The sequence below is a fragment of the Amycolatopsis sp. CA-161197 genome (assembly GCF_050942255.1).
Taxonomy (GTDB): domain Bacteria; phylum Actinomycetota; class Actinomycetes; order Mycobacteriales; family Pseudonocardiaceae; genus Amycolatopsis.
The window spans coordinates 4177562-4194238 of sequence record NZ_CP192059.1; the positions used below are offsets into that span (position 1 = coordinate 4177562).

Sequence of the window (16677 nt, forward strand, 5' to 3'; positions counted from 1 at the left end):
TTCCGACGCTGGTGCGGGGTTTTCGGGTGCTACTCGACCTCGTGCGACACGCGTTGCGCGGTCCGGGCGATGTGTTCGCTCATGATCCGCTGGGCGGCGGCGAGGTCGCGCTCGCGGATGGCCTCGGCGAGCTCGCGGTGCTCGCCGGTCCCGCGTGCGCCCATGATCGGCGCCTGCTCCCGGGCCTCCCGCAGGGACATCAGGAGCGGGCCGTGGAAGCTCTGGATCAGCATCGTCAGCGCGGTGTTGTGGGCGCATTCGGCGAGGCGGATGTGGAATCGCGCGGAGATGTCCACTGTGTACCGGTCCTCGTCGACGGCGTGCTGCCCCTCCTCGACGAGCTTGAACAGCGCGTCGATGTCCTCTTCGGTCGCCCGCTCGACGATCAGGGGGAGGGCCCCGATCTCGACGATCTTGCGCGCCTCGGTCACCTCGCCCGCGGTGAGCACGGACATCGACAGGAGATCGGCCAGGCCCTCGCCGACGCGGTCCGTGCTCGGCGCGGTCAGGAAGGCGCCGCCGTGGGCGCCCACCTTGATGGTGACGAGCCCGGTGGCCTCCAGCACGCGAAGCGCTTCTCGCACGGTCACCCGGCTCACGCCGAAGCGCTGGCACAGATCGCGCTCGCTCGGCAGCCGGTCGCCGGGGGTGAGGGAACCGTCGCGGATGAGTACCTTGATCTGGTCCACGATGACCTGGGACACCCGCGAGGTGCTCACGCGGCTGAAGAGGTCGTCCTTCTCGCCGCGCCCTGTTGCAGCCATGTCTCCACCTCGTCATGGTCGATGCCGGAAATGCACCGTAGTTTAACAGTCAATGGTCTGACCTTACGGCACCAGGCCTGGTCAGGGGTGTCGGCGCTGCTCCGGCCGGTCACGACCTGGTCAGAAAACTCAGTTGGACCATTGCTTTGGACTGACAATTAGTCCTACGCTCCCCTCCATGCTGAGCCGAGACAAGCCGGCACTGTCCAGAACGGCAGGCCGTGATGCTGCGCACATCGATGTGGGAGCCACGGGCGGGATCGCACACCTCGAGGCCCGGGGTGTCGCCATCGACTACGCCAAGCCTGGGTCGAAAGAGGTGACGACGGCCGTCGAGCAGTGTGATCTGAGCTTGGAGCGGGGCGATTTCGTCTGCCTCGTCGGGCCTTCCGGCTGCGGCAAGACCACGTTGCTCAACGCGGTCGCCGGGTTCGTCGAGCTCGCCGAGGGCGATCTGGAGCTCGACGGGCGGCCGATCCCCGGTCCGGGACCCGACCGGGCGATGGTGTTCCAGCACGCGAACCTGCTGCCGTGGCGGACCGTTCAGGCGAACGTCAGCTACGGCCTCGAGCTCACGAAGAAGGTCAAGAAGCCGGCGGCCAAGCAGCGCGCCGACGAGCTGCTGGAGCTGGTCGGGCTGGCCGGCGTGGGCCAGCAGTACCCGGCGCAGCTCTCCGGCGGCATGCAGGCCAGGGTCAACCTCGCCCGAGCGCTCGCGGTCGAACCGGAGATCCTCCTGCTCGACGAGCCGTTCGCCGCGATCGACGCGCAGACCCGCGAGGTGCTCCAGGTCGAGCTGCTGCGGGTGTGCGCCGCCCGCGACGTGACGGCTCTGTTCGTCACCCACGACATCACCGAAGCCGCGTTCCTCGCCGACCGGGTGTGCGTGTTCAGCCCGCGGCCCGGCCGCATCGTCAAGGAGATCACGGTGCCGTGGCCGCGTCCGCGTTCACACGAGATCCGGCGGACGCGGGAGTTCGCGCAGCTGCGGGACGAGATCGCCGACGTGCTCTACGGCGCCAAAGCCGGTGCCGGGGAGGGAGCCCGATGAGCGTCACGTCTTCGCCGAGGCAGACCTCGCGGGTGGCATCCCGCCCGGCCCGGAGCCTTCGCGCGGGCCGGCCGGCCCGTCGCCGGCTGCCGTCGTGGCTCAGCCAGCAGCGCTTGTTCGGCATCGGCGCCGTCGTCGTCGTGCTGGTCGCGTGGGAGATCGTCGCGCTGCTGCGGATCCAGCCGCAGCTGATCCTGCCCGGGCCGGTCGACGTGATCGACGCCTTCGGGGCGATGATCCAGGGCGGCCAGATCTGGATCGACCTGTGGACCAGCGCCCAGGAACTGCTCGCCGGCCTCGCGCTGGCGGTGGTGATCGGGTTGCCGGTGGGGCTGCTGATCGGCTGGTACAAGCGCATCGCCTGGGCGCTCAACCCCTTCGTCAACTTCCTCTACGCCACGCCGCGCATCGCCTTGACGCCCCTGCTGATCATCTGGCTCGGCATCGGCAGCTCCTCGAAGATCGCGATCGTCTTCCTCATGGCGCTGTTCCCGGTGCTCATCAACACCGCGCAGGGCGTCCAGTCGCTCGAACAGGGAACCGTGCGCGTGGCGCGCTGCTTCGGGGCGAGCGACCTCCAGCTGTTCCGCACCGTCGCCCTGCCCGGCACCGTCCCGTTCATCGCCAGCGGGATGCGGCTCGCCGTGGGCCAGGCGCTGATCGGTGTCTTCGTGGCCGAGCTCAGCGGCGCGCAGCACGGTGTCGGCATGACGATGAACACCGCCGGCCAGCAGTTCCAGACCGCCACCGTCTTCGCCGGCTTGTTCATCTTCGCCGCGGCCGGCGTGATCCTCACGGCTTTGCTGCGCCGGGTGGAGAACCACTACGCCGCGTGGCGCCTGAGCGACTGACGTTTCCCGTCCCCGCCCATTCCCAGAAGGACAGAACAATGAAGTTCAAGTCTGGCGCCTTCGGCGTCGCCCTTTCCGTGGCGCTGGCGGCCTCGACGCTGGCCGCCTGCGGTGGTTCGTCGGACGCCGGAGCCGGTGGCGTCATCACGGTCAGCTACAGCGAAGAGGTCGCAGACGAGCTGCCCCTGTGGATCGCGTCGGAAGCCGGCTACTTCAAGGAGCAAGGGCTCGACGTCAAGCTCATCAAGCTCGACAGCAACCAGGGGTACCCGGCGCTCATCGCGGGCCAGACGCAGCTCGCCTCGATGGGCGGCTCGCAGATCGTGGCCGGCACCGCGGCCGGTGGCGACGTGAAGGTGCTGGCCGCGCTCACCCCGGTGCTCCCGTACCAGATCTACGCGAACGTGCCGACCGCCGCTCAGCTGAAGGGCAAGAAGATCGGCTACACCACGAAGAGCGGGTCCCAGTACATCGGCACCTTGCAGGCGTTGAAGAAGCTGGGCATCAACCCCGGTGACGTGAACCTGGTGCCGCTGGGCTCGGTGACGAACGTCAACAACGCGCTGCTGGCCAAGACCATCGACGCCTCCGCCACGCACCCGCCGGCCAGCCTCAAGTTCGAGGACGCGGGCCTGCACATGGTGATCGACATGGCGAAGGAGAAGATCCCCAACATCAACGTGGGCATCTCCAGCACGTCCGAGTACCTCAAGGACCACCCGGACGTCGTCGGGAAGTTCATGGCGGGCCTCAAGAAGGGCTTCGACCGCGAGCGTTCCGACGAGGCGTACTCGACGAAGATCCTGGGCGCGCACCTCGGGGTCACCGACCAGCGCGCGCTCGACGCGACCTGGAAGTACTACGCGGGTGAGGTCCTCACCGACCCGCCCGTGGCGACGGTGGACCAGCTCAAGTCTTCGCAGCAATCCCTCGAAGGCTCGGTGAACGGGGTCGACAACGTCGATCTCGCGTCGCTCATCGACTCGTCCTTTGTGGACAAGGCCTTCGGGGCCAAGTAGTACGGGAAACGCGCGGTGCCGGGTCGGTCGCCCGACCCGGCACCGCGCGTCCGTCGGAGAACCTCAGGCTTCGAGCTGCGTCGCGTGGCGCAGGTCGTCGGCGGTGAGCAGGTTCGGGTCGAGGGCGACCTCGGTGCGCACCGTGAGCGCCGCGAGGATCGACTTGCGCACCCGCCGGCCGTCGAGGCCCCGCAGGCCCTTGGCCAGCTCCGCGCGGAGGTCGGCGTCCCGGGCGAGCGGCGCCAGTCCGGGCCACTGCTCGGCCAGCTCGGTCAGCGAGGACGCCACGATCCGCTCGACGACCTCGTCATCGGGCAGCGTGGTGGTCATGACCAGGTCGGCCCGCGAGAGCACGGCCTCGTCGACCGCGTCGACGAAGTTGGTCGTGGCCACGAGAACCAGGTGCGGGCACTGCGCGCGCAGCTGGTCGAGACCGGACAGCACGGCGTCCGTCGCGCGGTGCACGTCGACCGGGTTGGTTTCGAACGACGCCGAGCTTCGGCGCACGGCGAGTGCCTCGACCTCGTCGATCAGCACCACGGTGTGCGGTCGCCGCGCGGCGATCTCCGGCAGGGTGTCGAGGAACAGCCGCGAGACGGCCCGCTGGCTTTCGCCGAGCATGTCGCTCGGGAACGCGTGCGGGTCGACCTCGACGAGCGTGGTGGCGCCGCGCGGGGCCATCTTCCGTGCGGCGGCCTGCGCGAGTCCCTGCGCGAGCGTCGTTTTTCCCGTACCCGGGGGACCGGCCAGCACGATCAGGCCGTGCGGCGCGCCGGAGAGTCCGCTGAGCAACCGGCCCTGCCGCAGGACGAGCAGTGCGGTGCCGAGCAGCCTCTCCTTGGTGCCCGCCGGCACGATCATCGAGTCCCACGGCCCGTCGTGGTGGTCCGAGGGCAGCGCGTGCAGTCCGACGACTCCGGGCGGGAGCGTCCGCTCGCTCACGGCCAGGACGGCCGGTCGAGGGCGGGCCACACGACCGTGTTGACGTCGCCGGCCTGGGCGTCGCGGATGTGGTCCGGCGGCTCTTCGAAGAGCACCGCGGGATCCATCAGCGCCCGCATCGTCTCCAGCAGGCTGTCGAACATGTGGATGCGCACGACCCGCGCGGTGTTCTCCTTCGAGTCGTTGAAGTGCTGGTGCCACAGGAAGTGGTCGACCACGATCAGGTCGCCCTTCTTCCACGGGTGGTTCTCTCCGCCCTCCGGCTCGGTGCCGAGGTAGGAGTGGCCTTCGCCTTCCAGCACGTACAGCCAGGCCTCGCCGGCGTGGCGGTGCATCGACTGCTGCCGGCCCTGGCCGATCTCGAACATCGCCATCGTGATGCCGGAAGCCTGGTACCCGATGGCACGGTCGAGGAGGAAGGTCGTGCGGGTGCCGCGCGGGGTGTTGAGCAGTTCGAGCTCGTCCCAGTCGGTGTGGAGCCGGCCGCTGCGCCGCTTCTGCTGCTCTTTGCCGAGCCGGCGCAGGCGCCGGGCGTACGCGTCGTCTCCCGGCACGTCGGGTGCGCTGAAGTCGGGCCGGCCCGGGAGGTTCTCGACCGGTTCGTGACCGCGGTCGTCGAGGATCGACATGCCCATCGTGGCGAGCAGCGGCTCGCTGGAGAACGTGAGGTAGCGGAACGTCTCGTCCCCGTCGTTGCCCGAGCGGTGCCACGCCCACGCCGGGATGTGGGCCGAGTCGCCGGGGGCGACGGCCACCCGTTCGCCGTCGATCTCGATCCAGCCGCGGCCGCCGACGCCCAGCACCATGGCGTCCCAGGAGTGCCGGTGGATCGTGGTGACCACGCCGTGGTCGACCTCGTGCACGAGGGCGTCGATGGAGCGCGTCGGGTTGTCGCCGTCCTCGCCCATGTAGACGCCGGTGCGCATGCCCCGCGCGGTCGGCTGGAGGGTGACGGCCTCGCTCCGGATGACCGTGCGGTGGTTGTCACGCCAGTCCTCGAGGAACTTCGCCCGCCGGGCTTTCTGCTGGTGGTAGTGGGTGGTCTTCGTCGTGGTCTTCGTCGACACCGAGCCTCCTGATTGGGCGGACCATTTTACCTTTCGCATTGTGGTCCGCCGGGCGCGCGGCGGCAAGCATGGACTTTTGGTCATACCATCAGGCAATATGGCGGTCATGAAGGTCGCCGAGGTCTTGCGCAACCGCGACTTCGACTTCTACTGGGGCGGTGTCGTCCTCTCGCAGATCGGCAGCCGGGGAACTATCGCGGCCAACCTCTACCAGGTCTACGAACTCTCCGGCTCGGTGGCGCAGACCGGGCTGGTCGGTGCCGCCCAGGTCGTGGCGCTCGTGGTGCTCAGCCCTTTGGCCGGCGTCTACGCGGACCGGGTGGACCGGCGCAAGCTCCTCCAGTGGTCGCAAGCCGTGGCCATGGTCGTGGCGCTCGCGCTCGCGGCGACGAGCTTCACCGGCCACGCCGACGTCGTGCAGGTGGTCGGCTCCGTCGTGCTCACCACCGCGGCCGCCAGTTTCGACCAGCCCGCGCGCCAAGCCCTGATCCCGGCCCTGGTCCCGCGGGCCCAGCTGCCGCAGGCCTTCGCGTTGCTCAACCCGTCCCGGGAGCTCGCCGTGCTCCTCGGCCCTGCACTCTCCGGGGTGCTCATCGCCGTCAGCGGGCCGGGCCTGATGTACGCCGTCGACGCGGTGACCTACCTGCTGCTGATGATCACCTTGGCGCTGCTGCGGATTCCGCACCTGCCCGGGGCGGGCGAGCACATCACGCTGCGGGAGCAGCTCGCGGAGGGGGTCCGGTTCGTCCTGGGGAGACGGATCGTGTGGCAGATGGTGCTGCTCGACCTGGTGGCGACCGTCTTCGCGGGTTACCGGGTTCTTCTGCCCTCCCTGGCGATCGACCGGTTCCACCTGGGAGCCACGGCGTACGGGCTGCTCTCGGCGGCACCGTCGGCAGGGGCGCTCATCGCGACGTACACGGTTTTCCGAGTCGTCGACCGCAGCAAGCGGCTCGGCAAGGTCCTCCTCGCGTCGACGATCGCCTACGGCCTGAGCGCCGTCCTGCTCGCCTGGGCCGCCGGGCTCGTGGTCGCGCTGGTCGCCTGCCTGTTGCTCGGCGCGTTCGACGCGATGGCCACGACGATCCGGCAGGCGGCGGTGCAGCTCGAGACGCCGGATGCGCTGCGCGGGCGGGTTTCCGCGATCTACCAGATGGCCTCACGCGGCGGCCCGGCCCTGGGCGACACCGTGATCGGGGGCGTCGCGGCGGCGATCGGTCCCGTGCTCGCGCTCATGATCGGAGGGCTCGCGACCGCGGCCTTCGCCGTCGGGCACTTCGGCCGGGCGAACCCGGTGCGCAGGTACGCCGCCGCCCGCGCGGAGGAACCCGAGCCGGCATGACCCGCGAGTGTGACGGTTTCGCACTGAATGCCACATTCCGGTAGTGCCGGACCGCCGGTCGTGGTCTGATGTCCTCCGCGATTCGCGGAGGGGGCGGGGAATGGTCGACACCTGGCACGTGCCCGGGTTTACCGAGGTCGACGTGCTCGGCACCGGCGGCTTCGGGCGGGTCGTGCTGGCCAAGCACGACGCGTCGGGGCGGATGGCGGCGATCAAGTACCTGCGCGCGGAATACCTCGCCGACGCGCGGATCGCGGACGGCTTCCGGCGCGAGGCGTGGCTGCTGTCCGGCGTCCGGAGCGCGCACGTGGTCCGGCTCTTCGACTTCGTGGAGACGCCGGACGGCGCCGCGCTGGTCATGGAGGCCGTGCCCGGGGTGTCGCTGCGCGCGCTGCTGGCGGCGGAGAACGTGCTCGCCCCCGAGTCGGCGCTGGCCATCCTGAAGGGCTCGCTGCTGGGCCTCGCCGACGCCCACGCGGCCGGGGTGGTCCACCGGGACTACAAACCGGGAAACGTGCTGGTGTCCCGGGAAGGCGAGTCGAAGCTGGTCGACTTCGGACTCGCCACTTTGGACGGTCACAACGGGCTGACGGCCGGCTCACCGTCGTACATGGCGCCGGAGCAGTGGTCCGGGCAGCCCGGAATGCCGGCCACCGACGTGTACGCGGCGACCTGCGTGTTCTATCAGTGCGTGACCGGCCAGGTGCCGTTCCGGGCGGACACGACCGAAGGGCTGCGCTCGCTGCACCAGGCGGCGCCCGTGCCCGTGGACGCGGTGCCCGAGGCGTTGCGTCCCCTGATCGCGCGGGGGATGGCCAAGGACCCGGCGTGGCGGCCGGCCACGGCGCACGCGTTCGTGAGCGAGCTGGAAACCGTGGCGCGCAAGGCCTACGGGAAGAACTGGGAGAAGCGCGGCTGGAAGCGGCTGGCCGCCTCGGCCGCCGCGCTCACGGCGCTGACGCCGTTGGCGCTCCTGGCCACCGCCGGGACGGCCGCCGCACCGGTCGGCGCCGGCACGGCGGCCGGGATCGCGGGTGGGGTCGGCGGCGGAGTGCCGGCCACTGGTTCCGGAGTGGGCGCGACCGCGGTGATCGCCGGCAAGATCGCCGCGGCGGTGCTGGTCGTCGGCGCGCTCGTCGCCGGGGGAGTGGCGATCTTCGCCAACCACGACGATCCGCCCGCGCAGGCGGCGGCGCTCACCGTCGGCCTCCAGACCACGTCGGGGCGGGATCCGGCGCTGCCCGTCACCTACGACCTCCAGTTCCCCCAGGTGTCCGGCGGCCCGGATCCCGCCGTCCGGCAACGGATCAACGACGCGTTGCGGGCCCCGGTCGACAAGCGGCTGAAGGCGATCCGCGACGGGGTGGCCGGCAATCGCGAGATGTTCCAGGAGCGCGGGGACACGGCCGCGGCGCACACGACGGCGCGGATCCTGCTGCGGACGCCGAGCCTGCTTTCCGTGCGGTACGACCACGATCTGGATTCGGACGTGCTGTCGCACACGACCTGGCGGTTCCCCGAGACGGTGAACGTCGACCTCGGCACGGGACAGCTGCTCGGCCCGAAGGACATGTTCCGGCCCGAGGTGCTGACCGCGGCCGGGATGCGGACGCTGACCCAGCGGCTCGAGCCGGTCACGAAAAACGGGTTCTGCCGGGTCCCCACGATCGACGGAGCGGGGGAGAAGGTCACCATCGACGCGGCCGACCGGGGCTCGGGCACCGACCATGTACCGGGCGCGGCCATCGGGTTCACCGCGACCGGCGCCGAGTTCGAGATCCAGTGGTACGACCTCGGCTGCGACACGGCGTCCGGGAAAGAGACCGTGACCCTGCCCTACAACGGGATCGGCGACCTGCTGCTGCCGAAGTTCCTGACGATGCTCGGCAAACCGGCGCCCGCCTCGTCGCCTCCCGCGTCGCCGCCGCCTTCGACCTCGGTCTCCCCGGCGCCGACGACGCCCTCTCTTGGCCAGTCCGCGCAGGGGCCGACGTACACGAACCCGCGGTTCGGGTTCACCGCGCTGATTTCCGAGAGCTACCTCGCCACCCCGTACGCCCCGCCGAACGGGGAAGGGATGACGTTCAGCAGCTCCGACGCCGACGCGACGCTGACGGTCTGGGGCGCCAACTCGACCCAGTCCGCGGCCCAGGCGATGGCCGGCGCGGTCGCCGCGGTGGAAGCGGACGGCGGGCAGGTGACCTACCAGAAGGTCGAGGGTGACCGGTACTCGGTTTCCGGCTACCAGGGCGACGGCAAGATCTTCTACGAACGCGGGTTCACGGGATCCGCGTCGATGGCCGCGTTGCGCTGGGTCTACCCGCGGGAGGACAAGGACCAGTTCGACGGGCTCGTCAGCTCGACGGTGGAAGGGTTCCGGCCGGGCGACCTCTCCCGGCCGCACTGATTCCCGGCGGCACTGATTCCCGCTACGCGCGCCGGGCGGTGACGTACAGCCGGGCGAGGGCCACCGGCAGGTCACGCGGATCGGCGATCACGTGGTACTCGTCGGGGTCGCACATCGTCCGCAGGTAGTCGCCGCCCGCCGGGTCGACGGTGATGAGGTACGGGCGGACGCCGGCGCGCCGGGCTTCGGCGAGCGCGCGCGTGGTGTCGGCGAGCGCGTAGCCGAGCACGGCGTCCTCGCCGTACTGCTGCCCGTAGTCGAGGTCGAACGGGCGGCCGTCGGAAACGAGCACGAGCAGTTTCGAGAGCGCGCCGTGCGCGGCGAGCCGGCGGGTGAGGTGGCGGATGGCCGGGCCCATCCGGGTGGTGTGCTGCGGCACGAGCCCGTCGAGCCGGCGCAGGGTCGCCGGGGTGCGGCGCTCGTCGAGGGACTTCACGACCGAGACGACGACGTCCTCGCGGCCGGTGCCGGAGAAGCCGTAGATGCCGTAGGTGTCGCCGACCCGCTCCACCGCTTCGAGGAGCAACGCGACCGATTCCCGCTCCAGGTCGAGGATCCGGCGGATCCCGTCGTCGCGCTCGGGCAGGCGTTCGGCCGTCGACGAGCTGAGGTCCAGCGCGAACGCGACGGCCACTTCGCGGGCCACCGGTTCGAGCGCGCTGTACACGGCTTCGCCCGGCGTCCGGCCGATCCGCAGGTCGGCCATCGCCTCGACGCAGGCGTCGAGGTCGAGGTCGTCGCCGTGGCGCAGCCGGGTGCGCCGGCGGCGTCCGAGCGGCGCCATGCGTTCCAGCTGAGCGGTCAGCGCGGGCAGCAGCGCGCGGTTGCGCTTGAGGGCGTCGCGGTGCGCCCGGCCGCTGCGCCCCGAACGGGGCCGCTTCTCGCGGACCAGGCACCAGTCGGTCAGGTACTTCCCGGCGCGGTGGTCCCACTCCGGGTAGGTGAACTCGTGCCGTCCGTTCGCGTGGACGGGGCCGGTTCCCCCGTGGTGGTGGTCGTCCAGGTCGGGGCCGTGGTCGTGCGGCAGTGGCTCCGGCGGCCGCTCGACCGTCGTGACGTCGACCTGTCCGCTCTCGGCCGCCAGCGAGCGTTCGGTGAACTCGTCGGCCGCCTGCGCTTCCTCGCCGGTCATCCGTAGGATCGCCTCCGTGAGCGGCATGCCGGAAGCCGACAACCCGAGGTACCGGGGACCGGGCACGTCGCGGTAGCGCACGGGCGCGAACCGGACGTCGAACACCTCGTCGCCTTCGAGCCGGAACTCCTGACCCGGCAGCGTGAACCCGTCGTCCACTTCGGACTCGGTGAACGCGACCGCCATGCCCGTGCCCGTCGCCGGTGCGAGGTTGGGCAGCCGCGCCAGCACGCCGTAGCACCGGATCGCCGCCTCGGCCGTCGATTCCACAGTGGACGCCCGGTCGGTCAGCACTCGCGCCACGGCGGCCATCCGGGTGACCGCCGGGTGCAGTGAGAGCGGCAGCCGGATCGAGGTGGCGCCGAGGCTCAGCCGCACGAGCGCTTCGGCCGCCGCGGAGCGGGCCGGCAGCTCGGCCGGATCCGGCCGCGTCACCAGCTCATCGGCGCGGACCCGTTCGTAGACCGGGGCCAGACCGGGGAACAGCCGCAGGGCCGCGGCGTCCACTCGCAGGTCTTCGAGCACGGTGAACACCTCGACCGCGAGCGCCGTCCGGCCGAACAGGCCGGCGAAGCGGTCGAGCCCGCCGCGCAGGCCGGCCGGGCGCAGCCGCCGGAAGAACGGCTCCGGCCGGGCGAGGTCGAGCTCGAACGTGCCGAGCTCGTGGTGCAGCGCCCGGTGCGTCAGCGCCACCTGGTACCACGACGGTCCCGAGTGCACGTGCGACGGGAGCCGCACGGTCGTCGCGGTGTCGGGCCGCTGGCGGAGCTCGGTTTCGTCGTCGTAGGGCACCAGTTCGCAGCCGCGCCCGCACAACGCCCGGTAGTACAGCGAGAGCGAGCCGGTCAGTTCGGTCAGGTGCGCGAGCGTCGCCGTCATGCCGCGAACACGGCGTGCGTCACCTGCCGGACGGCGTCCTGCACGTCCCGGTCGTCGCTGGTGGCCAGCACGAGCGCGAGATCGCACGCGCGCCGCGGTGCGACGCCGCGGCCGATCAGCGCGCCGGCGTGGACGAGCAGCCGGGTGCTCGGGCCGTCGACGAGATCGGCGGCGTCGAGGTTGCGGATCCGGGCGCCGAGCGCGGCCAGCGCCTCGGCCACGTCGGCGGGCACCCCGGCTTCGTGCGCGATGATCTCGGCCTCCAGATCGGGGTCCGGGTAGCCGAACTCGATGGCGAGGAACCGCTGCCGCGTGCTCGGCTTGAGATCCTTGCTCGTGACCTGGTAGCCCGGGTTGTACGACACGACGAGCAGGAAGTCCGGGTGCGCCGCCACGGTGGTGCCGAGCCGCTCCAGCGGCAGCGTCCGCCGGTGGTCGGTCAGCGAGTGCAGCACCACGGTGGTGTCCTTGCGAGCCTCGACCACCTCGTCGAGGTAGCAGATCGCGCCCGTGCGCGAGGCCCGCGTCAACGGCCCGTCGAGCCACGTCGTGCCCTCGGCCGAGAGCAGGTACCGGCCGACGAGGTCGGCGGCGGTGAGGTCGTCGTGACAGGTGATGGTCACCAGCGGCTCGTCCGGCGGCGGCCCGGTGCGCTGTTTCGCGATCTCCCAAGCCATGTACTCGACGAACCGGGTCTTGCCGCAGCCGGTGGGTCCCTTGAGCAGCACCGGGATGCGCTGGTCGTAGGCCGCGCGGAAGAGGTCGACCTCATCGCCGGCCGGCAGGTAGAAGGGCGCGGTCACCGGGCGAACTCCCCGTTCTGCTCGCGGCGGATCCACGACACCGGGTCGGGTGCGTAGTCCCGGTGGTAGTCCCCGGGGTAGTTGATGCCCGGCACCGCGGGAATCCAGTCGTACTCCAGGTGGTGCGTGCCGCCGAGGCTGCTGGCGAGCCGCACCACGCGCTCGGAGTCGAGTGCGGTGATCCGGCCCTTGTCGATCAGCTTGACCCACTCGCCGGTGCTGCGCCGCCGGATCTCGTAGGTGGCGAACAGGTTGTGCACGTGCGGGAAGTGCATCGTCGGCAGCTTGTTCTCCTTGGCGTAGGAGAGGAAGGTCTGGTCCCAGTGCTCGGCGCCGAAGCCGAAGTGGATCACACCGGCCTGGGCGCGCTCGGGCAGGTTCGTCCAGGAGTCGTTGTAGTTCCACAGGGTTTCGATCTGGCGGTAGCTCTTGGGGTTGGTGCCGATCGACGCGTCGTTGAAGTACGCCCAGCCCGGGTAGGGGAAGCCGGGGTAGTGCGTGTCCCGGTAGCGTTCCACGACCTCGCGCCAGAGCTCGCCGTAGCGGCCGCCGCCCTCGATCTTCGTGATCATCCCCGACTCGATGGTCACCGACGCGTGCGGGAAGTAGCCCGTGTGGTTGCTCGTCCCGCCGATCACGCCGTTGAGCGTGGGCATCAGCGTCTTCGCCTCACGCAGGAAGGTCTCCGCCGGGTGGCCGAACCGGATGCCCTGGATCGTCGAGCCGAGGATGTGCCCGGAGATGTAGGCGCCCTTGGGCCACAGCTCCGCCTGCTGCTCGCTCACCTGCCAGCCGAGGTCCGTCCCTTCGGGACTCGTGATGCGGACCTCGGCGGCGTCGCGGAACGCGTCGACCACCATGAGGTCCACGGTCCGCCAGATCTCGTCGGGGATGCCGTTGGCGCGGGAGATGAAGTCCTCGTAGGTCGAGTACACCCAGTTGTTCCGGATCCGCTTGCCGGCGGCGCGTTTCCAGTGTGAGCGCCCGGCTTCGCCCGCGTAGACGCCGGTGTAGCCGGGGCGGTCGTCGAGGAACCGCTTCAGCGCCGCCGCGGCGACGTTGAACTCGATGCCCTCCTCGATCATCGGCGGCAGCCGGTCGGTGATCTCCCGCCACCCCTCGGCCGCGCTGTAGGACTTCACCTCCATGCCGAGGTCGGTCACGTCGATGCGGTCGACCTTCGCGACGCCGATCTCCAGCAGGGCCTCACGGATGGCCTGGAACACGAGCTCGTGCTGGTGCGGGAACGTGACGATGAGCAGCTCGTCGCCGGGCCGGACGTCGCCGAGCGCGGACCGGCCGTACCGGCGCCGCACGTGGGCCCGCGCGAGCGGCATCAGCTCCTCGAGGTCGTCGGTGCGCTCCTGCAGCAGGTAATCCGGGAACCGCGGTGCGGGGTAATCGAACCCGGGCAGCGGGGCGGGGACACCGGGGGCTTGGGCGGACAGGGGGTACGGGGCGCTCATCGGCGGCCGTGCTCCTCTCGGGTCAGTGCGCGGGCAGGACGATCGCGTCCTCGGGCTCGGGCTGCAGGAAGATCGGGTCGCCGTGGGCGAGACCGACCTTCTCCTTGTAGACGCGGACCTTCAGCACGTCGTCGCCGAGCCGGACGTAGTAGTCCCAGCAGTCGCCGTGGTAGATGCTGAACTCCACGGTGCCCTTCCAGGCTTCGGCGTCGTGCTGCTTGCGGGAGAACCCGAAGCTCTCGGGCCGCATGAACACGCTCACGGTGTCGCCGGCGCTCAGCCCCGAGCCCGCGCGGCAGACCAGCCGGCCGGGCCCGACCTGCACGCACACGCCCGCGTCCGACACCTCGGTGACCACGCCGGTGAGCGTGTTGGAGACCCCGAGGAAGCGCGCGGTGAACTCCTGCTGCGGGCGGGTGTAGATCTCCTGCGGCCGGCCGCGTTCGACGATCGAGCCGCTGTTCATCACCACCACGTCGTCGGAGACCGCGAGGGCCTCGTCCTGGTCGTGCGTGACGAACACCGTGGTGATGCCGAGCCGTTGCTGCACGGCGCGGATCTCGTCGCGCATCCGGTCGCGCAGGCCGGCGTCGAGGTTGCTCAGCGGCTCGTCGAGCAGCAGCACCTTCGGCTCGCGCACGAGGGCGCGGGCGAGCGCGACCCGCTGCTGCTGGCCACCGGACAGCGCCGGGGCCGGGCGTTCGGCGAAGTCGGCCAGGCCCACGAGGTCGAGCGCGTCCAGCGCCTTCTTGCGCGCCGCCGCGGCGCGGATCCGCGGCTTGTTGACCCGCAAGGGAAACATCACGTTCTGCACCACCGACATGTGCGGCCAGATCGCGTACGACTGGAACACGATCCCGATCGGACGGCGGTGCGCGCCGGCGAACACCCCGTTGCGCGGATCGGAGACCACCTTGCCGTCGAGCTCGATCGACCCGGCGTCGGCGCGTTCCAGCCCGGCGATGAGCCGCAGGGTCGTGGTTTTCCCGCAGCCGCTGGGCCCCAGCAGGGTCACCAGCTTGCCCTCGGCGATCTCCAGGTCGATCCCGTCGACCGCGTTCGCGGCCACGGTCCGGCCCGGGAACCGTTTCGTCAGTCCGGTCAGCCTGATCATCTTCGGATCCCTTCTCCTACGGTGGTTGTCGGGTCTGCTCAGCTCTGATTCGCGCCCTGGATCCCGAAGCGGCGCCCGAGCAGGCGGACACCGGCGACGAGGATCGTCAGGAACAGCACCATCACCACGCCGAGCGCGGCGACCACCGGGTACGACCCGTTGGAGTAGAGGTCGTAGATGCTCACGGACACGACCTCCGACCCCGAGGAGTAGAGGAAGATCGCCGCGGAGATCTCGCGGAACGCGACGATCATCGTGTACAGGAACGCCGCCAACAGTGAGGGCATGAGAAGCGGGATGAACACCCGCCGGAACGTCTGGAGCCAGGAGGCCCCGCTCGCGGTGGCCGCCTCTTCGAGCTCGTCCTTGATCTGCGCCATGCCGGGCACGAGGTAGCGCATCGCGTACGGCAGGCTGATCGTCACGAACGCCACGACCAGGATGGTCAGCGTGCCGTAGAGGTGCACGGGCAGCGGCGCGGCGAGGTACCAGTAAAGGATGCCGACGCCCATCACGATGCTGGGCACGGCGATCGGCACCGTCGCGAGCCCGTCGAGCAGCCCGCGGCCGAACATCTTCGTCTTCACCGTGAGGTAGGCGACCACGGCGCTCAGCGCGGTGACGATCACCGCCGAGCTCACCGCCGTGACGACGCTGTTGCGCACCGACTCGATCAGGGCCGGCTGCCGGAAGATCTGGGCGTAGTTGCCGAATCCCAGGTCTCCCAAGGCTTTCAGCGAAGGCGGCTCGTAACCCGGCAGCAGCGAGGACCAGATCAGCATGGCCAGGGGCAGCACGACGGCGATGACGAAGAACAGGATGAACACGGCCAGCCCCGCCCAGCGCCACTTGCCCAGGTCCTGCACCGTCGAGCGGAACCCCTTGCCGGTGATCGTCTGCGTGGCCGAGCGCCGGCTCAGCCGTTGCGACAGGGCCAGCCCGATCGACGCGATCACCAGCACGAACACCCCGATCACCCCGACCGTGCCGTAGTCGGCCGGGAACGCCTGCAGCGCGCTGTAGATCCGGCTGACGAACACGTACGTGTGGCCCGGCACGCCGATCAGCTGCGGCACCTCGAACGTCGAGATGGTCTGGATGAACATCAGCAGCGCGGCCGACAGGATCGCCGGCCGGGCCATCCGCAGCGTGATCACCCGGAACGTGCGCACGGGAGAGGCGCCCGACGCGAGCGAGGCCTCCTCCAGCGAGGAGTCCATCGAGCTGAACGCCGCCGTGCCCATGAGGAACGCGACCGGCGCGACGTGGATGGACTGCACGAACACCATGCCGGCGATCGAGTAGATGTTGAACGCCGGCAGCCCCACCGACCGCAGGACCCCGTTGAGCGGCCCGCGTTCGGGGGAGAGCAGCAGCGCCCACGCCACCGTGTTGAGGATCCCCGGCACGATCAGCGGAACGAGCGCCGCCAGCTGCGCGAACGTCTTGCACGGGGTGTTGGTCCGGCTGACCAGCCACGCGAGCCCGAACCCGATCACCGTGCAGACGATCGCGGTGAGCCCCGCGTAGAGGAACGAGTTGAGCACCAGCGTGCCGAACCCGTCGGCGGTGAAGGTCGTGGCGTAGTTGCGCAGGGTCCACGTCGAAACGCCGGTGCCGAGGAACGACGTCTGCAGGCTGGCGTAGATCATCGTGCCGACCGGCACCAGCGCGAGGTAGGCCACCGCGATCGCCGCCACGGCGAGGGTGAGGTAGCGCGGCTGCAGCAGGGAGCGCCAGGACCGCGAGGTCTTCGCGGGCCGGACGGTCTCGTGGGGTGCCGGATCGGGGGGTCGGGTGTCCAGCAGGGTCATCGGGGGTCCTTTCGCCGGCGGTGTCC

General features: G+C 70.5%; 13 protein-coding genes. 5 read left to right on the top strand and 8 right to left on the bottom strand.

The features are described 5' to 3' along the window. Positions 1-29 precede the first annotated feature (29 nt). Positions 30-764 (bottom strand): FadR/GntR family transcriptional regulator, encoded by a 735-nt coding sequence (locus ACQPXB_RS19995; RefSeq protein ID WP_366581731.1) that lies wholly within the window; start codon positions 762-764, stop codon positions 30-32. Positions 765-942: 178 nt separating this feature from the next. Between ACQPXB_RS19995 and ACQPXB_RS20000 the strand changes: the two genes are divergently transcribed. From ACQPXB_RS20000 to ACQPXB_RS20010, 3 genes are read left to right on the top strand one after another with little or no spacing between them, the layout of a single operon-like run. Next, a complete protein-coding gene (locus tag ACQPXB_RS20000) occupies positions 943-1815 on the top strand; it encodes an ABC transporter ATP-binding protein (RefSeq protein WP_366581732.1) in 873 nt (290 codons plus the stop codon). Further along, positions 1812-2666: an ABC transporter permease gene (locus ACQPXB_RS20005; RefSeq protein ID WP_432854369.1), complete on the top strand. Its 855-nt coding sequence runs from the start codon at positions 1812-1814 to the stop codon at positions 2664-2666. The genes ACQPXB_RS20000 and ACQPXB_RS20005 overlap by 4 nt, the downstream gene beginning before the upstream one ends. A gap of 38 nt (positions 2667-2704) precedes the next feature. After that, entirely contained in the window at positions 2705-3685 is a 981-nt protein-coding gene (locus tag ACQPXB_RS20010; RefSeq protein WP_366581734.1) for an ABC transporter substrate-binding protein, read from the top strand. A 63-nt stretch (positions 3686-3748) separates the two neighbouring features. Here the strand turns inward: ACQPXB_RS20010 and ACQPXB_RS20015 are convergent, their stop codons facing one another. Beyond that, positions 3749-4627, bottom strand: coding sequence for an AAA family ATPase (locus tag ACQPXB_RS20015; protein ID WP_432854372.1), 879 nt, complete (start codon positions 4625-4627; stop codon positions 3749-3751). Further along, positions 4624-5694: a cupin domain-containing protein gene (locus tag ACQPXB_RS20020; RefSeq protein WP_432854375.1), complete on the bottom strand. Its 1071-nt coding sequence runs from the start codon at positions 5692-5694 to the stop codon at positions 4624-4626. The genes ACQPXB_RS20015 and ACQPXB_RS20020 overlap by 4 nt, the downstream gene beginning before the upstream one ends. Positions 5695-5791: 97 nt before the next feature. Here ACQPXB_RS20020 and ACQPXB_RS20025 point away from each other — a divergent pair, with 97 nt between their 5' ends. Both ACQPXB_RS20025 and ACQPXB_RS20030 read left to right on the top strand, forming a co-directional pair. Next, positions 5792-7036, top strand: coding sequence for an MFS transporter (locus ACQPXB_RS20025; protein ID WP_366581737.1), 1245 nt, complete (start codon positions 5792-5794; stop codon positions 7034-7036). Between the two features lie 100 nt (positions 7037-7136). Further along, the gene (locus ACQPXB_RS20030) at positions 7137-9443 is read left to right on the top strand and encodes a protein kinase domain-containing protein (RefSeq protein ID WP_432854379.1); all 2307 of its coding nucleotides are present in this window, start codon (positions 7137-7139) and stop codon (positions 9441-9443) included. A gap of 22 nt (positions 9444-9465) precedes the next feature. On the opposite strand, the gene ACQPXB_RS20035 is transcribed toward ACQPXB_RS20030, so the two are convergent. From ACQPXB_RS20035 to ACQPXB_RS20055, 5 genes are read right to left on the bottom strand one after another with little or no spacing between them, the layout of a single operon-like run. Further along, positions 9466-11454: a nitric oxide reductase activation protein NorD gene (locus tag ACQPXB_RS20035; protein ID WP_432854382.1), complete on the bottom strand. Its 1989-nt coding sequence runs from the start codon at positions 11452-11454 to the stop codon at positions 9466-9468. Further along, positions 11451-12257 carry a CbbQ/NirQ/NorQ/GpvN family protein gene (locus ACQPXB_RS20040; RefSeq protein WP_432854384.1) on the bottom strand — a complete coding sequence of 269 codons (807 nt, stop codon included), beginning with the start codon at positions 12255-12257 and terminating at the stop codon, positions 11451-11453. The genes ACQPXB_RS20035 and ACQPXB_RS20040 overlap by 4 nt, the downstream gene beginning before the upstream one ends. Then, positions 12254-13723, bottom strand: a complete 1470-nt coding sequence (locus ACQPXB_RS20045) for a hypothetical protein (protein ID WP_432854387.1) — start codon at positions 13721-13723, stop codon at positions 12254-12256. Before ACQPXB_RS20045 ends, ACQPXB_RS20040 begins: the two co-directional genes overlap by 4 nt. 22 nt (positions 13724-13745) lie before the next feature. Continuing rightward, positions 13746-14837: an ABC transporter ATP-binding protein gene (locus ACQPXB_RS20050; protein ID WP_366581742.1), complete on the bottom strand. Its 1092-nt coding sequence runs from the start codon at positions 14835-14837 to the stop codon at positions 13746-13748. A 38-nt stretch (positions 14838-14875) separates the two neighbouring features. Continuing rightward, positions 14876-16651, bottom strand: a complete 1776-nt coding sequence (locus tag ACQPXB_RS20055; RefSeq protein ID WP_366581743.1) for an ABC transporter permease — start codon at positions 16649-16651, stop codon at positions 14876-14878. Positions 16652-16677: the final 26 nt, after the last annotated feature.

Bases quoted from the DNA above. Each gene is read 5' to 3' on its own strand.
- ACQPXB_RS20030 (WP_432854379.1), top strand. From the start codon at position 7,137: ATGGTCGACACCTGGCACGTGCCCGGGTTTACCGAGGTCGACGTGCTC.
- ACQPXB_RS20010 (WP_366581734.1), top strand. From the start codon at position 2,705: ATGAAGTTCAAGTCTGGCGCCTTCGGCGTCGCCCTTTCCGTGGCGCTG.
- ACQPXB_RS20050 (WP_366581742.1), bottom strand. From the start codon at position 14,837: ATGATCAGGCTGACCGGACTGACGAAACGGTTCCCGGGCCGGACCGTG.
- ACQPXB_RS19995 (WP_366581731.1), bottom strand. From the start codon at position 764: ATGGCTGCAACAGGGCGCGGCGAGAAGGACGACCTCTTCAGCCGCGTG.
- ACQPXB_RS20025 (WP_366581737.1), top strand. From the start codon at position 5,792: ATGGCGGTCATGAAGGTCGCCGAGGTCTTGCGCAACCGCGACTTCGAC.
- ACQPXB_RS20035 (WP_432854382.1), bottom strand. From the start codon at position 11,454: ATGACGGCGACGCTCGCGCACCTGACCGAACTGACCGGCTCGCTCTCG.
- ACQPXB_RS20055 (WP_366581743.1), bottom strand. From the start codon at position 16,651: ATGACCCTGCTGGACACCCGACCCCCCGATCCGGCACCCCACGAGACC.
- ACQPXB_RS20005 (WP_432854369.1), top strand. From the start codon at position 1,812: ATGAGCGTCACGTCTTCGCCGAGGCAGACCTCGCGGGTGGCATCCCGC.
- ACQPXB_RS20000 (WP_366581732.1), top strand. From the start codon at position 943: ATGCTGAGCCGAGACAAGCCGGCACTGTCCAGAACGGCAGGCCGTGAT.
- ACQPXB_RS20045 (WP_432854387.1), bottom strand. From the start codon at position 13,723: ATGAGCGCCCCGTACCCCCTGTCCGCCCAAGCCCCCGGTGTCCCCGCC.